The 20,384-nt window shown below is 69.8% G+C and carries 16 protein-coding genes and 3 pseudogenes; 4 read left to right on the forward strand and 15 right to left on the reverse strand.

Going from position 1 to position 20,384, the window contains the following annotated elements; genetic code table 11:
- Positions 1 to 57 precede the first annotated feature (57 nt).
- Together ACZ6C6_RS09635 and ACZ6C6_RS09640 are read left to right on the forward strand one after the other, a co-directional pair.
- Positions 58 to 480, forward strand: a complete 423-nt coding sequence (locus ACZ6C6_RS09635; RefSeq protein ID WP_469200789.1) for a hypothetical protein — start codon at positions 58 to 60, stop codon at positions 478 to 480.
- 206 nt (positions 481 to 686) lie between these two features.
- Positions 687 to 1,154 carry a hypothetical protein gene (locus tag ACZ6C6_RS09640; RefSeq protein WP_469200791.1) on the forward strand — a complete coding sequence of 156 codons (468 nt, stop codon included), beginning with the start codon at positions 687 to 689 and terminating at the stop codon, positions 1,152 to 1,154.
- Between the two features lie 420 nt (positions 1,155 to 1,574).
- Here ACZ6C6_RS09640 and ACZ6C6_RS09645 read toward each other — a convergent pair.
- From ACZ6C6_RS09645 to ACZ6C6_RS09695, 11 genes and pseudogenes are all read right to left on the reverse strand, one after another.
- Positions 1,575 to 2,135 (reverse strand): annotated as a pseudogene (locus ACZ6C6_RS09645) (tyrosine-type recombinase/integrase); the annotation flags it as partial.
- A gap of 45 nt (positions 2,136 to 2,180) precedes the next feature.
- A pseudogene (locus tag ACZ6C6_RS09650) lies at positions 2,181 to 2,483 on the reverse strand (hypothetical protein); the annotation flags it as partial.
- A pseudogene (locus ACZ6C6_RS09655) lies at positions 2,404 to 3,220 on the reverse strand (IS5 family transposase). The pseudogenes ACZ6C6_RS09650 and ACZ6C6_RS09655, both read right to left, overlap by 80 nt.
- A 307-nt stretch (positions 3,221 to 3,527) precedes the next feature.
- Positions 3,528 to 4,637 carry a C40 family peptidase gene (locus ACZ6C6_RS09660; protein WP_469200793.1) on the reverse strand — a complete coding sequence of 370 codons (1,110 nt, stop codon included), beginning with the start codon at positions 4,635 to 4,637 and terminating at the stop codon, positions 3,528 to 3,530.
- A complete protein-coding gene (locus tag ACZ6C6_RS09665) occupies positions 4,634 to 7,456 on the reverse strand; it encodes a hypothetical protein (RefSeq protein WP_469200795.1) in 2,823 nt (940 codons plus the stop codon). The genes ACZ6C6_RS09660 and ACZ6C6_RS09665 overlap by 4 nt, the downstream gene beginning before the upstream one ends.
- Positions 7,453 to 10,086: an ATP-binding protein gene (locus ACZ6C6_RS09670; protein WP_469200797.1), complete on the reverse strand. Its 2,634-nt coding sequence runs from the start codon at positions 10,084 to 10,086 to the stop codon at positions 7,453 to 7,455. The genes ACZ6C6_RS09665 and ACZ6C6_RS09670 overlap by 4 nt, the downstream gene beginning before the upstream one ends.
- A 12-nt stretch (positions 10,087 to 10,098) precedes the next feature.
- Positions 10,099 to 10,860, reverse strand: coding sequence for a hypothetical protein (locus ACZ6C6_RS09675; RefSeq protein WP_469200799.1), 762 nt, complete (start codon positions 10,858 to 10,860; stop codon positions 10,099 to 10,101).
- Positions 10,857 to 11,198, reverse strand: a complete 342-nt coding sequence (locus ACZ6C6_RS09680) for a hypothetical protein (RefSeq protein WP_469200801.1) — start codon at positions 11,196 to 11,198, stop codon at positions 10,857 to 10,859. Before ACZ6C6_RS09680 ends, ACZ6C6_RS09675 begins: the two co-directional genes overlap by 4 nt.
- Positions 11,198 to 12,247, reverse strand: coding sequence for a conjugal transfer protein (locus ACZ6C6_RS09685; RefSeq protein ID WP_469200803.1), 1,050 nt, complete (start codon positions 12,245 to 12,247; stop codon positions 11,198 to 11,200). The genes ACZ6C6_RS09680 and ACZ6C6_RS09685 overlap by 1 nt, the downstream gene beginning before the upstream one ends.
- Positions 12,244 to 12,507, reverse strand: coding sequence for a hypothetical protein (locus tag ACZ6C6_RS09690; protein WP_469200805.1), 264 nt, complete (start codon positions 12,505 to 12,507; stop codon positions 12,244 to 12,246). The genes ACZ6C6_RS09685 and ACZ6C6_RS09690 overlap by 4 nt, the downstream gene beginning before the upstream one ends.
- Positions 12,508 to 12,623: 116 nt before the next feature.
- Positions 12,624 to 13,454 (reverse strand): hypothetical protein, encoded by an 831-nt coding sequence (locus tag ACZ6C6_RS09695; protein ID WP_469200807.1) that lies wholly within the window; start codon positions 13,452 to 13,454, stop codon positions 12,624 to 12,626.
- A gap of 399 nt (positions 13,455 to 13,853) precedes the next feature.
- On the opposite strand from ACZ6C6_RS09695, the gene ACZ6C6_RS09700 reads away from it, so the two are divergent.
- Positions 13,854 to 15,227, forward strand: a complete 1,374-nt coding sequence (locus ACZ6C6_RS09700) for a tetratricopeptide repeat protein (protein WP_469200809.1) — start codon at positions 13,854 to 13,856, stop codon at positions 15,225 to 15,227.
- Between the two features lie 356 nt (positions 15,228 to 15,583).
- Positions 15,584 to 16,018: a hypothetical protein gene (locus ACZ6C6_RS09705; RefSeq protein WP_469200810.1), complete on the forward strand. Its 435-nt coding sequence runs from the start codon at positions 15,584 to 15,586 to the stop codon at positions 16,016 to 16,018.
- Positions 16,019 to 16,316: 298 nt separating this feature from the next.
- Here the strand turns inward: ACZ6C6_RS09705 and ACZ6C6_RS09710 are convergent, their stop codons facing one another.
- From ACZ6C6_RS09710 to ACZ6C6_RS09725, 4 genes are all read right to left on the reverse strand, one after another.
- Complete coding sequence (locus ACZ6C6_RS09710; RefSeq protein ID WP_469200812.1) at positions 16,317 to 17,081, reverse strand: ComF family protein; 765 nt, start codon at positions 17,079 to 17,081, stop codon at positions 16,317 to 16,319.
- On the reverse strand, positions 17,078 to 18,040 hold the full coding sequence (locus ACZ6C6_RS09715; protein ID WP_469200814.1) for a DNA-processing protein DprA: 963 nt from the start codon (positions 18,038 to 18,040) through the stop codon (positions 17,078 to 17,080). The genes ACZ6C6_RS09710 and ACZ6C6_RS09715 overlap by 4 nt, the downstream gene beginning before the upstream one ends.
- A gap of 65 nt (positions 18,041 to 18,105) precedes the next feature.
- Positions 18,106 to 18,687 carry a MafI family immunity protein gene (locus ACZ6C6_RS09720; RefSeq protein ID WP_469200816.1) on the reverse strand — a complete coding sequence of 194 codons (582 nt, stop codon included), beginning with the start codon at positions 18,685 to 18,687 and terminating at the stop codon, positions 18,106 to 18,108.
- Positions 18,688 to 19,370: 683 nt separating this feature from the next.
- Positions 19,371 to 19,994, reverse strand: coding sequence for a MerR family transcriptional regulator (locus ACZ6C6_RS09725; protein ID WP_469200818.1), 624 nt, complete (start codon positions 19,992 to 19,994; stop codon positions 19,371 to 19,373).
- Positions 19,995 to 20,384 lie beyond the last annotated feature (390 nt).

Genomic DNA, 20,384 nt, shown 5'->3' on the forward strand with positions numbered 1-20,384 from the left:
CGCAAGGATTGGGGGAGGGTGGAGGATGGGCTTGGGCTCGGACTTCCGCGTGATTACATGGACTTGATCGATACGTATGGTGGCGGCCGGTTCGACGGTTATCTCTGGGTTCTCGAGCCGGGGTGCGTGAACGGTCATTACGACCTGGAGCGTTCCAAAAGCGAGCGCGATGAGGCGTTTCAGATGCTGTGGGAATGTGGTGAACCCAAGCCTGAGCAGCTGGAAATTCCTGGAAGTCAACTTGTCCCCTGGGCCTCGACGGACAATGGGGAGTTTCTTTACTGGATCGTTCGTCCAGGAGTTGATCCAGATGGGTGGACGATCATGGTGAACGAGGCTCGAGGGGAATGGTGGGAGCAGTTCGAGTTCGGGTGCTCCGAGCTCCTGGCGGGGCTGCTCGCCGGAGAAATCCGTTCGGAAATTCTCTCCTCTTCATTCCCGTTGACGGTTCATGAGTTCAGATCGTCGGCAAGCTTCTGATCGGGGGAGGTGCGTGAGCATGCAGGCTGCGTGAGGTAATGTCGCCGTGCTTTGAGCGACTGAGGTGGAGACGATGACAACCTTCGTCATCCTCCGCCGCCGTCATGGAGTCCTTTCGAACTGAAGTTTGATGGCTGGGTGGCTCGCGCCCGAGTTGTTCTCGTTGAACTGTTCTGACGTGTATTTGATCGATTGGATGGAACTTCGTGACGTTGAAGATATCGACCAGGGTTATTGAGCGTTCGCAAGGTTTGCTGGAGCCAGGTGAGCGTGTTCAGCGGGTTTTGCTGGCGCAGGGTGGGATCAACCCGTGGGCGCAGGTCGGGCTCTTCGTGGCGGGGCTGATCGGGGTCCGGGTTGTGGCCGTTGCGGCCGGGGCGGAGAGCGGTCTTGGGTCGCTCGGAGGTGTCCTTGGCGGGTTGGTCGGGGCGGCGGTCGCTATGGCGTTGACGACGCGGCGAGTGGTGCTGGTGACCGACCGGGGCGTCGCGGTGCTGGAGTATGGGCGGTTCGGCGGTGTGAAGCCGACCAAGGTCATCGCGCGGCTGCCTCAGGGTGCGGGGGTTGGGGCCCTGTCAGGTACGTGGGCGCCGACCGAGTTGGCCGGCGAGCGGCTGTGGGTGCACAAGAAGTGGCACGGAGACGCGGCCGCGTTTGCGGGGAGGCTCAGGTAGGGGCCGGAATCAGGGAATTTGAGTGTGCTGGGCGTTGGTTGGGTGGCGCCCCGGATTCGACACAGGTGCGTTCGGCCAGCGGCGTGAGGTGCAGGCGGCCTCGTGCCGGTTCAGGATCGCTGAGCCGGCTACGAGGACCTCAGCGACGAGCAGATCCGCCACACGCGACCATGGGCAAGTTGTGGCCGACCCGGCGCCACGCGGCCGCAGCGGCTGTGATCGTCGTCCCGGATCCGGTGGCGGACACGACCATGGTGCGCGCTCCCCTTGAAGTTTCCCCCGTGAGCTGGACAGCCTGATAACGATGGAGCGACCTCAGGGGGTTAGCTCCTGAGATATTCCCCCAGCGCAGCACTTGGGCCCCTCCGGGAGAATACGGAGGGGCCCAAGTGTCTCTTGACGGCAACGGTGACGGCGTCGTCAGCGGACGATGGCTGCGACGGGCGCGCCGTCGGGTTCGTTGCGGCCGGGGCTGAGGGCGTCGCCGAGAAGTCCCTTGATCACGACGAGATCGACGCCCTGTTCCAGGAGCAGGGTGGCGGTCGAGTGGCGGAGGTCGTGGAAGCGGATGTGGCGGAGTCCGGCCCGGTCGAGGAAGCGGCGGAAGCGGCGGGTGAGGTTGGCCGGGTCGAGAGGCCCGCCGGTCGGCGTGGTGAAGACGAGGCCGCTGTCCTGCCAGGCTGACCCTGCGGTCTCGCGCTCCTTGTCCTGCCGCTCCTTGTGCTCCTTGAGGGAGTGGAGGCATTCGGTGGGGAGGGCGATGCGGCGTTCGGATGCCCGGGTCTTGGCGGGCAGGTGGGTGAGGCCGCTGGTGCGGGTGCGCTGGCGTGAGCGTCGGATGCTGGCCGTTCCGGCGTTGAGGTCGAGGTCATGAAGCCGGTCGGCGCGGGCTGCGTCGAGGAACTGACGGGCCTCTGCCGCGGTGAGCGGACGGAAGCGCCTGGGCTGGTGCGTGGTGGTCTTGACGTTGCGGGCGACGTTTCCCTGTTCCAGGAGGAGGGTGGCCGCTGAGTGGCGGAGGTCGTGGAACCGGATGCGGAGGAGCCTGGCCTGGCGGAGCAGGGTGTTGAAGTGTCGGGTGAGGGTGGCTCCTCCGATTGGTGCGCCGTTTGGGCGGGTGAAGACGTAGCCGCTGTCCTTCCAGCCCGTCGCCGCCGCCTCGCGGTTCCTGGATTTGTCGGCTGTGATGCTCTTCGAGGGAGCGCCGGCACGGCGTCGGCAGGGCGATACGCCATTCTTAGACCGTGTCCTATGTGGTGAGTCGGAGGAGTCGTTTGTAGCAGCAGAGTGCGGCGGCGAGGCCGAGAAAGGCGAGGTAGTTGCGGGGATGGCGTTCGTAGCGGTGGTTGAGTCTGCGGTAGCCGGTCAGCCAGGACATGGTGCGTTCGATGACCCATCGGCGGCGCCCTAACCGTTCGCTGGACTCGACTCCCTTGCGGGCGATGCGCACGCCGACGTGCTTGCCCCATAGCCACTTCCGCAGGTGAGGTATGTCGTATGCCTTGTCCGCGTGGAGGCACCGGGGCTTGAAGTAGCGGCCGCGGTGGGGTCGTGTCTCGTTTGGTGACCGGTGATCATGGGCTCCAGCGCGAGGCTGTCGTGGGTGTTGGCCGCGGAGAGGCCGACGAGGAGAGGCAGTCCGTTCGCGTCCGACAGGACGTGCATCTTGGAACCCGGCTTGCCCCGGTCCACGGGGCTCGGACCTGTGAGTTCGCCCCCTTTTTAGCCCTCACATGCGCGGAGTCCAGAACCGCGCGGGAGAGGTCGAGGAGGCTGGCGTCGTCCAGGCGGTGCAGGTTCTCCTCGTGGAGCCGGCCCCAGACACCGGCTCTCGACCAGATCAGGAACCTGCGGTGGGCCGTCGACTTCGATATCCCGAAGCACGGCGGCAACGCACGCCAGGCGCACCCGCTGACCAGGACGTAGATGATCGCGGCGAACAGCGTCTCATCAGGCGTGTCCTGCGTCCCGCCGCCCTGCGGCCGTATCTTCGACGGCGGGATCAGCGGCTCCGCGATCTCCCACAGCCCGTCCGGAACAATCCAACTCCAAGTGCCCCTCCCCATGACGACCCCAACGAACCAAACCCACATAGGACACGGTCTTAGCTCTTGGTCTTGGTTGGGAGGGCGGTCAGGCCCCATTCGCGCCCGGTCCTCACCGAAGGACTTCCAAGCGGCGAGGCCCCTCTCGGACTCTTCGGGAGGGGCCTCGAGTCGTTTGATGGCAACGTCAGCGGACGCCAACCGCGACGGGTGGGTCGTCGGGATCTTCGTTGACAGAGCTGAGGGCGCCTCGCCACAAGCGTCGGTGTGGTTGTGGCCCAGGACGCACGCGTGCTTGACGCCCCAAGCGGGCCGGGCACGTGAGTTCTCACAGCACCCGCCGCACAGCCCAGTCGTACTTCTCCCAGTACCCGGCCAGGGGCGCAGTCTCGACGTTCTTACCGGGGCGTGGTGCATGGATCATGGTGTTGTTGCCGGTGTAGAGGCCGACGTGTCCCCAGTTCCCGTCGTTGTTGATCACGATCAGGTCGCCGGGCTGGATGTCGGCGCGGTTGACGCGGGTTCCGGTGTGCCGCATTTGCTGGGAGGTGCGGGGGAGGGTGATGCCGGCGCCAGTGTGGAAGGCGTAGAGCATGAGGCCGGAGCAGTCGTAGCCGCCCTTGGTCGGGCCCGAAGTGCTGCCCCCGCCCCATACGTACGGGGTGCCGAGCTCGGCACTCGCAGCCCCGATCACCGCCCTGGCCCGTCCGGTCGCCGCGGTCCCGGCGTCTGCGCCGGTGGGCAGGACGTCGTACTCGGTGACGTAGTCGGTGACGGCGTCGACATAGGTGTCGGAGTGGTTGTAGCGGTAGACCGCCATACGGAGCTGGTCGGGCTGCTTCAGGTCGGTGGTGCCGGTGCCGCAGAGGTAGACGGCGGTGCCGAGTGCGGCGTCGAACGCGTTGTGCGGGTCCTTGACGCCATCGGTGTTGCCGTCCTGCCCGGTCGGCCCGTTCCAGGTGGAGGGCAGGAACTGCATGGGGCCGACAGCCCGGTCGTAGGCGGTGTCGCCGTCGAGTCGGCCGCGGTCGGTGTCCGTGAATGAGGTGCGGTTGCCGCCGGCGCCAGAGCCGTTGAGTCGGACACCGAGGATGTGCGGGGTGATGTTCCCGTTGGCGGCAATGCTGCGCCCGGCGGCGTGGTTGGACTCGACCTTCCCGATCCCGGCGATCACGGACCACCGCATCCCCTTGCACTTCGGCCGCAGAGCAGTGACCTGGCCAGCGGCGCGGGTGTAGGCGGACAGCATCACCGGATTGATCCCCGCGACCTTCCCGGGCGCCCCGCCCGCCGCGGCGACGGGGGCGGCGTCGGCTTCTTCGTGGCCAGCTGCTCCGTTGGCGACGGCCGCGACGAACAGCACCACGAGCCCGAGGACCAGGACGACCGGAGCCAGGAGCGCCGACCCGGCCAGGAGCACCTTCCCCTTCCCCGTCACGACGATGTTCCGGGTCCGGTCCGGCGGCGCGCGGTACGTGGCTGCCGCGGCGGTGCCGGGTCCGCGGTCCGGTTGTGTCGTACGCGGTGGAGTTGTTGGTGGAGGCGGGCGTGCGCTGCGCTGGCGGGCGGCTGGAGACCGCGCTGGGGAGTAGGCCGTCGCCGCGCACCGCCCGGCCGCGGTGCCGGGCCCGGCCCGGCGCCCGGTTCGGCGGGGGTGGGGAGGCGGCGGGCCGCGGGCACAGTGGGCGGAGCCTGCTGCGGGGCGGGCGGCGTGGCGGGGTGGTAGTCGCCGAGGCCGGGCCGGCCGCGGACGATGCGGCCGAGGGAGCGCACGTTGTGTCGGGCCTCTCGGCCGAGTTCGAGAGCCGGCTGGACCCGAGTGGTCATCTCGTGCCGCCGGTCGTGCAGTTGCTGGACAGCGCCGGACACCCGCGCCGCTGCCTGCCCCGGCAGCGCGGTCACGGCGGGTCCGACCCGGCGTGCGATGCGCGGCCCGTACACCGGCAGTCCGACGGTGGCCTGGAGCCCGACTCTCCCGGCCCGTACGGCGGTGCGCGCCCCGGCCCGAACGGTGCGTTCGGCCGCCGTGGCCAGACTGGTTGCGGCGCGGCCGCCGGTGCGGGCCAGGCGCGTGGTGATTCCGGCGGCCGCACGCCCGCCACCGATCCGCGCGGCGGCGCCGAGCGCCGTACTCGTGCCGCCGGTGGCCACTGCTGCGCCGAGCGTGAGCCCGCCGAGCACCAGCCGCTTCCCGACCCCGCCCCGCTCCCGCCCCGGGGGCGCGGTGGCGGCCCCGCCGAGTGGGCTGTTCCCGAGCCGCTTTCGGACTCGGGCGACCATGCCCTTGGTGGTGCGGGCGAGTTTGCGGCGGTAGAGGAACGCGGCGACGCAGATGCCGTCCAGCACGATGAACCGCACCGTCAGCCCGCCCGGCAGATCACGTTCAGGGGTGTTGAGGACGGTGTTGACGACCACGACGAACACGGCCAGGGAGATGACGCAGGCCAGCATCAGGGCGAGGCCGCGGGCGATGGCGGCGGCCCGGTCCCACAGCCAGGCCCGTCCAGGGCCGGGCAGGATCCCGGCGGCCAAAGCCACTTTTGCGATCATCGCCTCGATGGCGATGTGGACTTGAGCGAAGAGGAACCCGCACCCCAGAACGGTGATGAACGCGCAGGTGAGGAACGCGGCCAGGAGCATGAACGCGGCGCCGCCGACCTTGTCCATCGACGCCTTCTTCACCGCCCCGGCGTCCTTGACGCAGTCCTTCTCGAAGCTGGCGACCGGCCCCGAGCCATGGATCATGTTCATCACTTCGTCGGTGGTCACGTCCACAGTGGTGTCGACGAGCCAGTCCTTCACCTTGCCGGGCAGCGCCACCCCGAGGCCCGGGATGTTCTTCAGGAAGGACTTGCCCTTCTCCTTGCGCTCGTCGACTTCCTGGTCGTAGACGGCCTGCTCGATCCGCGAGTCCCGGAACTCCTTCCCGCACTTCCCATCGAAGGTGCGCCCGTAGGACAGGAGCATCGCCGGGCGGGCCACGAACGCGTCCACGAGCGCATCCGTGATCGGCCGGGCCAGCGCACTGGGCGCCGACCGCACCCGCTCACCCACACTGTCCCCGGACGGCTTCTTCTCCCATCCGGCGTCTGTGGTGGGGCGGGTGCTGGTGATGGGTTCCTTGTCCAGGACCAGGGCGGCCGTCTCCACGGCCAGGTTCCGCACGCTCGCCACGGCCCCGGTGTCCTTGCTGAGCAGGAGCTGCGGCGGTGAGGCGAGTGCCCCGATGGCGAGCGCGGAGATGACCAGCGCGGCCGCCATCTCGCCCCAGCCCCGCACCCGGTTCCCGAACAGCAGGTGAAACGACGCGACGACCAGGGTGACGGTCAGGAACAGCAGCGGCAGCCCGAGCTGCGTGACGACGCTGCCGTACAGCGACGTCGACACCTGCAGCGCCGGCTTCAGCAGGAGCCCGGCCAGGAAGAAGGACAAGGACCAGGAGATGAGGAAGCACGCGAAGCTGACCAGCCACTTGTTCCCGAGGAACAGCATGTCGACGAGGAACCCCTCAATGCTCAGGTCCCAGTCGTTCCAGTCACCCGTGTCGGCGTAGATCCGGTACGAGCTGACCGGATTCCCATCACGGTCGGTCACGTCGAACGCGGACAGCACCCCACCCTGCGCCGCCCGGTCCTTCTTGTACGCGGAAACCTTCTTCTCGAACTCCTCACGCGCCTTCTCCTCCTTGCGCCGCTCCTCCTCGGCGGCCTCCCTCTTCTCGCGCTCCTCCTTCTCGCGTGCGTCATCGAGGAGGTCGGAGAGCCCGTTGTCCGTGGCCGACGGGTTGGGCACCAGCGGGCTCGGCTTGAGCGGGTTCGGCGGCCCGGGCAGCATCGGGGGAGAGGACGTGGACCCGGACGTACCCGGAACGGGCCCCTGAGGGCCGGGCACGAACGGGTTGTCGAGCAGCCCGCGACTGGCTGACGGGGACGGCGTCGGGCTGGGAGCCGCGTGGGCGACCACGGCGGCGAGCACCAGCGAGGCCAGGCACGACAGCGCGAGGAGGACGAGCCCGGCTGCCATGCTCCGCCCCGGCCGCAACCACCGCCGCACACCGCGCAGTGCACGCAGCACGCGTACGGGTACGCGCCCGCCCCGCAGCCGCGGCCGCCCGCCCAGCGCTCGGGCCGGGCCCAGAACGGGAACACGTCCGTACCGGCCCCGGTTCGAGCCGTTGCGGCCGGGTTCGGCGGCTGCGTCCCGGGCCCGGGGCTGGTCCTTGGTCTGTGCCGGTGCGCCGGCCCGCCGCTTGTTCATGCTGTGGTGCTCTGCAGGGGCTGGGAGTGGATGTGGGCAACGGCTTGCTCGTCGGCGGGCAGGGTGATCTGCATGGCGCCGATCCGGCCGGTGAGGTCGCGGTGAAGGCACTCCCCGGCCCGTGCGGCACGCTCCTCATCGCTCAGGTCCGGGCTGTTGGGGGACAGGCCCGTGGTGACGAGTGCGAGGAGATCGGGGTCGTTGGGGTCGCACCCGAGGAAGGTCAGGGCGCGGCGGGCGAGGGTGGGGTCGGTGTGGCGGAAGACGAACTTGCGGGGGATCAGCCCGCGCAGGATCTGCCCGTCTTCGGAGTCGCCGGAGCCGATGTCTTCGTCGTCGTGTCCGCCGAACAGGGCGCCGGCGCCGTGTTTGCGGCCGTCGCGTACGAGCTCCAGGGCCAGGGCGAGGCCTTCGGGGCTGGAGGTCAGCCACCAGCACTCGTCCCACACCACGAGCGCGAACTCGTCCAGGTCCGCGTACACGATCTTCCGGCACAGGGCGGCGATCAGGTACATCACGGCCCGGCCGAAGACCTTCTCGAACTCCATCTTCTCCAGTCGCCCCTCGCGCAGCTCGCTCTTCGTCGGCAGCGCCAGGGCGGCCACGGAGAAGACGAGGGTGTCGGCCGACGACCCGCGGACCACGGGCAGCGTCTCGTCGAACACCGCCCGGGCGAGGTCCTTACGCCGCACGGCGGACAACCGCCGCGCGGCCATCGCCGAGCAGGCGTCGCCCAGGGAGCCGCGGTTGGTGAGCTCCTCGACCAGAACCCGCATCGACGGATGCGGCTGGGCGAGGACGGCCTCGATCGCCTCGGACAGGGCGATGCCCTCATCACTCATCGGCGCGAGCCCCAGCAACAGGGTCAGGAAGCTCTCGGTGAAGCGTTGTGCTTCGCGGCCGGTGAAGATGCGCAGCGGGTCGAGGGAGATGCGGGCGTGGTCGTCGATGGTGATGCACTCGGTCTGGCCCGGGCACGCCTGCGCGTAGCGGAGCCATTCCTGACGCGGGGTCCGGTCCACGATCACGACACGGCCCCGCCGGTAGCTGCCCCGGGTACGGTGCCCGGCGGCGAGCACCGAATACACCGCCGCTTTCATCGCGGTCGACTTGCCCGCGCCGAGCTCCCCGACGAACGCCGCCGTCGCCGACGTGTTCTCCCTCGGGCCGCGGGTCCAGTCGGTCAGCACGGGGCGCACGCCGCCGCCGGCGAGCTGGAGCCCGAACAACGGGCCGGTGCTGTCGCCGAGCCCGCCGCCGTTGAACGGAGCGGCCATCGCGAAGTCCCGGGCCAGCAAGTACTGCGCGTACTGGGCCATCACCTGCGGGGTCCGCGACCCGGGCAGCATCCCGTACCAGAGGTTCTCCTGCTCCCCGCGCGGCCGGGCGAAGGTGTACTCGTTGCCGGCGAAGTGCCCGGCCAACTCCCCGGCCCGCCGCTCCGCCTCTTCCGGGGTGCCGCCCCAGACACACAGCGCGGCCATCGCCCGCACCTCCACCTCGGTACTCGAGGCGGTCAGGCGCTCGCGGTACTCATCCAGCCCGCCAACGGCCTTGTCCACGCTGGCCGGAACACCAGCGGTCTCGCCCTCGTACTCGGCGTACTGATGGGCGAGCTCACGGGCCTGGCGACGGGTCTTCGCCTCGGCCTCGGCCCCGGACGAGACGTGGAGGCGCACCACCCAGTCCACCGGGAACGAGAACATGTCCAACGACGCGAGGTACTCAGAGCCGGGGAAAACGAACGCCTCCGGCATCTCCGCCAGGGCGAGCAACACCTGATACGACGGCCCGTACTCGGTCGCGACCTCCAACCACCGCCGCGCGAACGGACCCAACGCCCCCACTCTGCGCCCACGCCTCCCGGCCCCGCCATCGCCCGCCCCGTGGCCCGTGCGATGACGACCCCAGCCCACGTCCTTCCCGGTGCCGTCGCCCTCCAGGTCCTCCAGGTCCTCGAAGAGGTGGCCGCCCTCGGCGAGCACAACCTGTCCGAGCGACGCCGCGCCCCGGCCCCGCCCCCGCATCCGTGCTTGCTCGCCTTCGGGGAGTACGGGTTCGAGGAGTCCGCGTCGGGCGCTGTGGCCGTAGATCCACAGGATCTCGGCCGTCGTCGCGGCCCGCAGCGCGATTCCCGACGGCCACATCGATGCCATCCGCTCGGCCTGGACCAGGCGCTCACCCTCCTCCCGCGCCGACACCGGCCGCGGCAGCAACCCCAGCTGCAGGGCGACTTCGGCCCGGGTGGCGGCGAAGACCTCGCGCATCGACTCCCCACGGCTCAACGGCAAGGGGACGGCGAGCCAGTCGGTGCGACCGGTCAGCTCCAGCTGCTCCAGCTGCCCGCGCAACAGCTCGGTGGACTGCCGGTAGCGGGCAGAGACCGTCATGTCGATGCCCGCGCCCGTGGTCATTTTCGCTAGGACGCTCTCCGGGTCGACGGCCGGGCACAGGCTCAGCAGCATCGACTCGCCCGTGAGCGACTTGACCAGCGCCTCCAGCTGCCCCAGACGGCGGTCCTTCGACCGCCGCGACGTGTCACCGCCGCCCGACCCTGCCACCCGGTACACCGCCCAGACCTGCCCGTGCACCGTCCACATCACGTTCCCGGCCACATGCCGGATCGGCATCCGCACCCCGGATCACACCCCTCGCCGCGCACCGCGCGGATTGCTCACGTCATCTCGGACCTCGCGCCGGCGGGCCGCCAGCAACGCCGCGGCCACCGCCACCGGCCGCCGCTCCACCACGTCCTCGCTCTTGTTGGCCCTGTCTGCATTCGCCCCGGCTGCGCCCCGCCCCGCCGTCCGGGTGCCGCCCGTGGGCGGGCCGAGGACGATGCCCTGGTCGAGGTCCTGGTCGCGGGCGGCGGAACGACGAGATGCCGGGCCCGGGCGTACGGCGCTCGCCGATTGGACGGCCGCCCCGGCCCGGTGCGCGCGGAGCATCGGCGCACCCGCCCCACCGTGGACCGGTCGATCCGGGGACCAGGTGACACTGCACACCCCGATCAGCGGCCGCCGACCGCGCAGGGCTTTGAGCGGGCGCCCGCCGAGCCGGCCGCCGGACGGCCGGGCCAGCAACCCGAGCGAACTCCCGGCCACCGACAACGGACTACGGCCATCGACCTGCACATGCCGCACCAGCAGCGAAAGCCCGTACGGCAGCCCGAGCGCGATCACGTAGTTCAGGAGCCCGAAGTGCGCCCACACCGCCCGGGTCAGCAGCATCAGGGTCAGTGACCCGGCCAGCACGACCATCTGCGGCACCGTGTACGGGCCACCCCAGATCCGGCCCCTGCCACCGGGCCACCGACCGATCATCAGCGGATGCCGCCGCGCCCGCGTGTAACACCGCCCGACCAGCACCTCCGACCCCGAACCGGCCACAGCCGTGGTGCTCACCGCTGCTCACCCCGCCCAGGAGACAGGGCGAAGGTGTGGACGACCGCGTGTCCAGGGCCGGCCCCGCGGACTGCGCTGCTGCTATTGCTGCTGGGGGTGAGGTCGTCGCCGATGCTGTCGCGGAACGTCGGCGCGTTCAGCACCACGAACCACAGCGCCGCGCCGCCCAGGGCCGCGACGAACGCCGCGACCACCGACTTCGACTTCGCCCATGTGACCACCACGGCAGCCACCACCATCAGCAGCATCACCGAGCCGCTCAGCAGACTCGTCGCCTTCTGGGTCAGCCGGTCGACGTCGTCGATCGCCCCCGCCAAAACCGTCACATCTGCATGCATCACTGCGCCTCCTTCTCATCGGCCCGCGCCGAGCCCTTGCTCAGCACGGGAGCTCCCTCCATGGACCCGATCTCCCACCGGCCGTCGCGTGCGGTGATCGCGATGGCATACGCCAGCGGCCGCTCCTGTCCGGCCGCATCCGTCGCGGCGACCTGCACCAACAGCTCCCGCCGCGCCCCGTCGGCCGCAGGAGCCTGCTGCGCACCGGGGTCGTTGATGCCGGGCTCGGCGATCTGCTCGACCTCGACCCGCGCATACGGCGCGGGCGAGATGGCGGACAGCTCGGTGCCGGGGGAGAGGTAGCGCTCCAGCTGCCCGCTCCCGGCCAGGTAGGCGGCGAAGAACCCGGCGAGGGTCTGCCCGGCCGGATCAGAAGCGGGCACGGGGACGGACTGCCCGTACGCCAGAGCCGGAGCCTCACCCGAAACCGGCGCACCGACCTCCGCAGGAAGCGCGGCCGCCGCGAGCACCCCACCAGCGCCGGAACGCACCGCGACCTGGAAGTACCGCAACACCGACCCCGACGACGAAGCTGCCTCCGATTCCGCCCCGGCATCCGGCTTCGTGCCCGGCTTCGCCGTGGTGTCCGTGGCATCGCCGGTGGTGACCACGCGGGCGGCGACGGTCACCGACCAGTACCCGCCCGACACCTGCCGCACCTTCACCGCCGCGAGCTCCTGCGCCCGCTGCGCCCCGGGAGGAGCGGTGAGGGTCACGTCGCGGGCGGTCGGCAGGAACGGCGCCAGCAAGTCCTCGGTGCCTTCCCCTGCCGAGAGGTACGCGCTGACGAACAGCTCCGCGAACCCGCCCGGCCCCGCCGACTGCCCCACCGCTGCGGGCTGCTCCTGGCGAACCGGCGCCACCGGCACCACCGGAGCCGGCCGCGACAGCAGCGCCCACACGCCGAGCACCGGCCCGGCCACGATCAGCGCCCACGTCGTACGACGCAGCACCGTCACCGCGTTGGCGGCGGCGCCGAGGGAACCCAGCGCCCACCCGCCCGCCTCACCCGGCAGCACGTCCTCCACACGCTCGGTGCGCCGCCTCACGACTGCCCCCGCAACACCTGGCCGACCTGACCGGTCCGGCTCTGCTCCGGCAGCCGGACCCAGCGGGCGAACGCAGAACTGGCCCGTGTGGCGTCCTCATCGAGGTAGGCGCGCATCGACGCCGCGGTCTCATCGGCGAACGGCGCCATCTCCAGCTGCACCACCAGCGCGCGCAGCCGCCTGCGCGCCCGCACCAGCACAGCGAGATCCGACTCAGCGCCGGCTTCGCTTTCCGCTGTTGTGAGCTCGGGGTCCGTCATGACCCGCCCACCCCTTCCCAACCCGCAACGGCGGTCCTTCCGCCGTCACCCACCCCAAGGAGCCGCCCACGCCCAAACGTGACCGCGAAACCCGAGAAAATCTGAGAAAGGGGCCGTCATGCCGCCTGCGCCCACTGCTGGGCGACGACCCGCATCTGCCGCACGGTCCGGCTCCGCCGCTTCCGCCAAGCCACCGCCGACACCCCCGCCCCGGCCTGCGCCCCGGCCCGGGTCTCGTCCGAGATCACCAGCGCCCGGCCGGCGTCCATCCGGCCCGCGTCCACGGCCCACACCAGCAGCTCGACCAGCTCACCCCGCGCCCCGTCCACGCCCTCGCCGTCCCGCAGCAGCCCCGCCTTCACGGCCCGCCGCTCCAGGAGCCCGGCCCAGGCGGCTTCGGCGGGGTCGTCGTCCGCCGGTTCACCGGCCAGTACCTCGTCGAGGTGCGGGCACTGCACGGTCGCAGGCTCGCTGCTCTCGGCCCGCAGTTCGCGACTGGCCAGGTGCAGCGTCTCCATCACGAGATTCGCCGCGGCCCCGCCCCTACGCCCGAGCGGAAAACGCCGCACCACCTGGAACAGACACGCGAGGACCACCTGCCCGGTCTCGTCGTAGTCCCGCCCCGCCTGAAGACGACGCGTCAGCCGCATCGCCGCCGGCACCATCGCCTGCACCACCACCCGCGCCGCCAGCAGCGCCCCCGCCCCGTCGCCGACGGCCCGCTCCAGCAACACCCGAAGCCACCGGTCGCTATGCCCACGCCCCTGCGCCCGGTCCCGGCATCCGAGCTCGGCCAAGACCTCCGCCAAGCCGCCGGCGACCTGCCCGGCCCCGAAGTGCACGCCGCCCTCGCGCAGCCAGCCGAGCACCATCGCGGCGCGGCCCGGCTCGGCACACACGACCGCCCACTCGGCGTTCAGCGACTCAAAAACCCGCGTTCCGTTCACGGCAACTCCCCTCCAGGTGATGCCGTGAATGCTTCTCAGACCCCCCGACCCAATCGCTGACCCAAACCCCCAAATGCGCAGGTCAGAAGGTTGCCCAAACGCTGACCCAGGCCGCGCGGCGGGACTGGGTCAGCGAGTCAGTGGCCCGGAGGTATCCCCGAACCGCGCCGATCGAGGGCGGGCGGAGCCGGCTGACCGAAGCGGGTCAGCACGCCCCCTGCCCGTGGCGACCGGCTGATCACACCTTGCCGTCGGAGATCGAGGAGTACGCAAAGCACCCACGCCCTCGCCCGGGGCGGCGCCGTGCAGAGCGACCGCGTGCCCCGCCCAGCGCCGTCGGCGCCTTGGGGCGAGTTGCGCAACGGGTCGATGTCGGTGGGTGCTTCTACGCTTCCGGCCATGGATATGAACGATCTTGTGTGGCAGGCGAGCAACTATCGCGGAATATCCCCGAGAAGGGTGCGTCTCCTGCTGGAGCACGGTCACCTGAATCTGGTCGCCCAGGTGGCAGTGGATCGTGGCGAGTGGTTCTGTGCCGAGGGGGCTGTGGAGGAGCTGTGCCAGGCAGGGGAACTTGGGCGCGCGCTCTCTGTGGTGGAGCCGTTCGTCGTGTCGGGGTGGCGGGACGCCTTGTATGCGAAGGCCGAGATCCTGCTCCGAGCGGGCCGCGGGACGGAGGAGGCTTTGGGCTTGCTCCGTAGGGGCGGTGGCTGGGCCTCCACGACCGAAATTCGTGATCTTGCTGAGGTGCTCGGCAAGGCAGGTCGCATCGACGAGGCCATCGAACTACTCCTCCCGCACCTCGACGAGTCGGGGCTCCTTTCCGTTCTGGTGGATGTCACCGATGGGCAGGGCCGTGACAAGCGTGTGCTGGAACTGATTGCCCCGTTCGCAGACCATGCACGTCAGGCCCGCGGCGAAGCACACCGGGACTACGCCTCCTCCGAGGCTCAGGAGTTGCAGGCGCGCGTGCTGGAGCGGGCGGGCCGTGTTAATGAGGCAATCCAGCTCCTCGGCCAAGACATCGCCGGGCCCCGCATCCTCGCTCAGAACACCCTCATCGCCTACGCCGAACTGCTGGCACGTCACGGGCGGCTTGAAGAGTTGCACGAACTGGTGGGCAGCCAGGATGCGCACACCGTCCTGGACATCTACGCGGGTGCGCTGCGCCGTCATGGCCGGGTCGAGGAGGCCGAGTCGGTGATGAGAGACGCCATCGCCGGCGACGACTGGGTCGGGTACCGTGCCTGGCTCTCCTCGATGCTGCTGGAGGAAGGCCGACTGAACGACGCGATCGTCGTCGCGGAGCCCGGCTTCGGCTGGTACGACTGCTCCAACCTCCTGGCACCACTCGTCCACCCGCTTCTCGACCGCCCCGAAGAACTGCTCTATCTGGTCGAGCACCCAAGGGTCGTACCCCACTACGGGCACGAGGAGTTCCAGCACGGGTGGCGGGCCTGGGCGCTCGCCGGCCTCGGTCGCGTCGATGAGGCCATCACCGTGGCCGGCCTTGATCGCCCCTGGGCTGATCCTCGAATCGTCAAGGCCAACCTCCTCAGGCAAGCTGGCCGCCTTGACGACGCCGCCGATGAACTGCGAGCCCTGGGCACGGTCAAGGCACGCGAGGAACTGTGTGAAGTCCTGGTCCTGCAAGGGCGGGCGGAGGAGGCGATAGCCGTCCACCCCACAGTGGCGGAACAGCGTGCCGCGGAGCCGAAGCCCGAGCCCGTCCCTCTCGGCGAGAACGGGTACTCCCTGGAGCCCCCCTTCTAGAAAATGCCCTCGCCTTCACGCCCACCTTCTGGGTACCCGGGGCGACTGCAGACCTCCCCCGGGAAGACGGATGATCACACCAGGTACCAGTCCGCCAAAAGGCTCGTCGGTAAGCGTTGGCGGCGCTCCACGTACGCTCCTTCACTCCATCCGGGCGATCGCGGTGGAATGCGGAGCCCGTACTCCGCCGTGCGGGCCGGCAGCCAGTGGGGCGCACTTCAAACCGTTCCGCTGTGTGGTCAGACGAAGCCGTCCCCCCCCGGGGCCAGAGAAGACCGTCCTGGACAGCCGTGACGTCAGGAGCTGAGCTTCTAGAGTGAGGGGTCACAGTTCAGCGGCGGGATGGGGAGGGCGCATTGGCCGAGGTCGAGGTTCCTGGGCCAGTGCCGGGCTGGGAACGCGCGCCTGCGTATCAGGGCGGGAAGCGAAACCCGGCCTTTCAGGCCAGCATGTGGGAGTACGCGGCGAGTTCCTTCCGGCTGGTTGCCGGTTTGTCGCCGTCGCTGGACGTTCTGGCCGCGCGGCTTCGGTTGGACATCGAACGGGGTTGGGAGGACCTGGGGGCGGTGGATGCGGCGATGTTCCGCATCCAGAAGATCGACTTTGCGCTCAGCCGACTGGAGGGCAACCCTTGCCCCGATGTCTTCGTCTGGGTTGGCCGCGCCCAGACCGATGTCGATGCGGCCCTCGCCCTCCTGCTCGATGCCCTCGGCGTCGGCGAAGAAGCCCTCACCTTCCGTGGCGACATCGAAACCGGCTTCGTGGACCAGCGGAGCGAACCTCGGACCTGAGACCTGCACTCACGCTGCTCCACCGACAGGCGCCCTCCCGTTTCGGATGCCACTGACGCGCCTTTGGACTTTCCGCGGGTAGGCGGCAGGTTTGCTGATGGATCAGCGGGTGAAGGGGCTGGTTCAGCTTGGTCGGGTGAGCGGTGGCCGTCTGAACGATGAAGTTCTCGTGGTCCTGGGCGGCGAGCCATCGCCGCGTGGCGTCCTCCCGGTCCTCAGCCTGCCCGGCGGCTTCGTCGGCGCCCTCGGGCTACAGCCTGGAGCGGCCGCGGGATCGTTTCTCTGACGATGCTCCTGCTCAGGCCGGGCTGCGCCAGGGCACGCGGGCCAGAACCAGGCCCCGTACCTCGTCGGCTCCCGCGGCGAGGAGGCGGTAGGCGAGGTAGTTGAGCTGGAGCCCGGTGGTACACACGTCGTCGACCAGGAGGATGCGCTTGCCGGTGAAGTCGGCTTCCTTGCTGCGCTGGAGCGCCATGGCGTGCTCCCACGCGGCCTCCTCCTTGCCGGAGAAGCCCCGGTCCTTGGAGGTGGGCGTGGGCTTCGTTTTGGTCAGCGGTGGCTTGTCGGGTTGCGGGAGTGGCCACCGGCGCAGGATGTCCTCGGTGTAGGCGGCGGCCATGATGGCCTCGATGTGCTGTAACGGTTGCCGGGTCGCGTGGGTCGGGTTGCCGATGATCATGTCGATGTTGTGCACCGCCTCCTGGTGGGTGTCCATCCAGCCCACCAGGAGGCGACCGAAGATCAGGGCCCAGTGCCCATTGCCGGCGGTCTCCTTGAAGCCGCGCAGGTTCGAGCTGAAGGGGCTGGTGTACTGGGCGACGGCGTCGATGCGGGCGATGCTGCGCTTGAACCGGCCCTTGCCGCGGGACCATCCGCAGAGGCTGTTGATGCACGCGATGCCGGGCTGGAGGGCCTGCGAGCAGACGGGACAGTGATCGTCCGGGATCGGCCTCAGCGTCCTGCCCGCGCAGTCGGAGCAGATTTTCGGGGTGCCGTTGATGCGGTAGGGGCAGCGCTGGCACAGCGGGAAGCCGCTCGGGGCGGGAAGTTCCAGGCCAGTCACAGGCCCGCCAGCGCGAGCTGAATACGCTGCTGGCTGGCCTGCTGTACCCGCTCCGGGGTACCGAGTCGTTCGAGTACGTCGTCGAGTTCGCCGACCTCTACGGCGCGCCGGTCGGCGATCATCTTCGCCGCCCACGGCTGGCTCGCGGCGAGCGACTTCAGGAGGAAGACCTGCTTGCCGTGCTCGGCGGCGATCCTGGCCTGCATCTTCGCTCCCGAGGTGCTGGACGCCTCGATGACGACGGAGCCCATGCTCGCGCCGGAGGTGACGACGTTCCTGCGGGGGAACGTCCAGCGGGCCGGAGGGCTGCTTGGCCAGAACTGCGACAGGATCGCGCCGCCAGAGGCGACGATCTTCTGCGCGAGCGGCTTGTTCTCGGCGGGGTACACCTTGTGGGCGATCCCCGTGCCCATGACCGCAACGGTCCGGCCGCCGGCTTCCAGGGTCGCGGTGTGCGCGGCGGTGTCGATGCCCTTGGCGAGGCCGCTGAAGATCACCACGCCATGCTCAACCAGGCCCCGCGTCATGCGGGCGGCACGCCGCAGGCCGTCCTCGGACGCACCGCGCGTGCCGACCACGGCGAGCGAGCGGGCGTCACGCTGCTCAAGGGCGCCCAGGTAGAAGAGGAAGGGGGGAAGGTTCGGAACGAGCCGGAGGTTCGCCGGATACTCGGGGTCGAGGACCGTGACGAGCCGGGCCCCGGCCTTCTGGGCGGTTTCCAGCTCGGAGGCGACCCGGGCGCTGGCGTGCTCCTGGTCGTCGGTGAGGGCGGCGCGCAGTACGGACAGCGACTTGCGGGCGGCGGTGGAGTCCTCGGGGATGTCTCCGTTAAGGAGGGCTTCCAGCCCTGCTTCGGACTGGCAGGCGCGTGCGATGACGTGCCAGTCGAGGGTCGCGCTGCCGTGGTGCAGCGCGCACAGCATCAGCAGATTTCTCTGCTCGGGTGAGACGTGAGCCATTACGGTGTCCTTCTACTCGTGGCCCAGTGCTGTTCGAAGGAGTAGTGGTGCGTGGGCCACCGCCATCATGTCGTACGGGGTGCTGGCGCGCAGCGGCGGGGACAGAACTCACCCGTGCGTGACGCTTTCGGCCGTGCGCGGTGACGTTGTCCGTGCCGTGTTCTGTGGGCGGCACGGTCTTCGGCGTGGCACCCAAGGTGAACCTGGTCAGCGTCCGCGTCCGCGTATGTGACGCCACGTCGGGCGTGACCTTGGCTCACGCAACCACGCCATCGCCTATGAGCGCCTGGTGCTGTGACAGGGAAGATTCGTCGGGTTGGCGGGTCGCTCCTGTTCACGGAGGCAGCGGCGAGGTGACGGCGGCAGAAGTCGGCGGATGTGAGGTGGGGCGTGCGGAGCGCGTCACTGTAGAGCTGCATCTCACGGGCTGCTCGGTCCAGGTGCCGCCAGAAGCTGAGGGGCAAGTCGAGGTCGTTACCGAGATCGATCAGGCAGTCGAAGGCGAGTCCCAGCTCGTTGTGCTCCAGGAATTCCAACGTTGCTGAGAGATCGATGTCAGGCAGGCCCGTGAGGTGGGCCCGGGCGGCGTCGAGGTGGCCACGGGTCTGCTTCCAGCTGGCCCGAAGGCCTTCACGATCAACGGTCATGGAGTCAGTGTTGCCGGTGCCGTCAGTAGCTTCACGCGACTTTCATCGGGCATCCGCCCCAGCGGATGCCCTTCTCACTGCCGATGCGAGCGCTCTCCTCGTTGGGCGGCCAGGGCACCAGGGCGGCGGCCGGCGCTGCTCATGTCCTGCCAGACGAGCCGCGGTCCGCGTACACCTCTGATCACCCCCGACCCGATGAAGCAGGACGAAGCGCTGACCGCGCCGGCGTAGCCGTGCGGCGGCCGGTTGCTCAAACGGTTGCCTTGCTGGTGGAGGTGCAGGGAGCCGAATGCTTGTTGCGATCGGGGTTGCTCAACCAGTTGCCTGTGGAAAATCCAAGGAGGTCTTTCGCTGCAGATCAGGGGCCTTGGGTCAGCCTTTCCTCTTGGCGACACCTCTTCCCTGAAGGGGAAGAGACCTTCTGTTCCTCCCCCTTCCCGCGGCGGCCGGCTGCGGAGGAGTTGGTTCGGCTCAGCCGAACGTCCAAGGCCACGACGGCCGTGTACGTGCCTGCCCGGGCATGAGAGCGGCCGGTGCCCCGATCCGCCGAAGCGGGTGGCAAGGGGCACCGGCCTACCGAAAACACACCCCACAGGAGCAGACCCGGGAGCTTCGCCTGGCACGGCACCAACATCGTGCAGTAGTACCTCATCTTCCGGCACCGGGCCTCGCCGGGCCTCGCGTCAGGTCTGGTTGGCGTCGTTCGTGTGCTGGGTAGCCGCGGCGGTGGTCAGGAGCCGTTCCCAGGTGCGTGGGGTGTGGCCGTGGAGTTCCGCGAGGCTGGTGGCGATGCGGTGCTTGGGGGTGTCGGCGGCCGCGTCGGTGAGGGCCTGGGCGGCGATGGTGAGGCGCGGGTCGTCTTCGTACGCGTGCGCTTTGCGGGGGCCCTGGGGCTCGCCGGCGCGTCGGCCGCCGCCTTTGCCGCGGCCGGGGGCGTTGTCGCGGCGGTCGTGGACCTCGCGGCGGGTCCACAGGCGGGCGCCGTAGCGGGTGGTGCCGGGGGAGAGGTATCCGTGGGCGGCGTAGGAGCGGACGGTGGAAGTGCTGATCCCGAGGAGCGCGGCGGTCTCCTTGTCGGTCAGCAGGTCCTCGGGGTGCTCGTCCGCAGGTAGGTGTGGGATGGGCCGGTCTGCGAGGTAGGCCTCGGTCTGGGCGAGGTCGTAGAGAAGGTTCCGGCTGTCGGGCAGAAGGCTAGGGACGCGTTCCCGGAAAGCGGGGGCCTCACGCCGGCGCCAGGTGGCCAAGGGGACGCCGACACGTGCGGCGATGTCGGCTTCGTTGATGACAGGCCTGCTGCGGGGGATCACGTCGTCTCCTCGAGGGCTTATGGACCGGCGGAGCCGGGTATCGTCGACGTACAGGAGTCCGGTTTTCCGGGTCTGCGATGGTTCGTGGCCAGCGGTGTGCTGGACCGCAGCCGGGCGGCCCTCCGCTGACTCGACCGCTCCCAGGTGCCGCGAGATCGTCCGTGCCCCGGGCCGTCGATGCGCCCCCTTCCCACAGAGACACAGCGATGATGACCGCCTGTCACGTGGAGCGGTCCTCGGCTGGTCGGCGCTTTCCGGCGTTCTTCGAACGACTCCAACCGCTCTCGGGGCGTGTGTAGACGTAGCAGGGGGGCGGACCTGCACAGCGTTGAGGCGGTCTACGAAGGACTGGCGGACGCTGAGCATGACGCCCTTGGGGCCCAAAGACAG

The sequence above is a fragment of the Streptomyces sp. NPDC041814 genome (assembly GCF_055590565.1).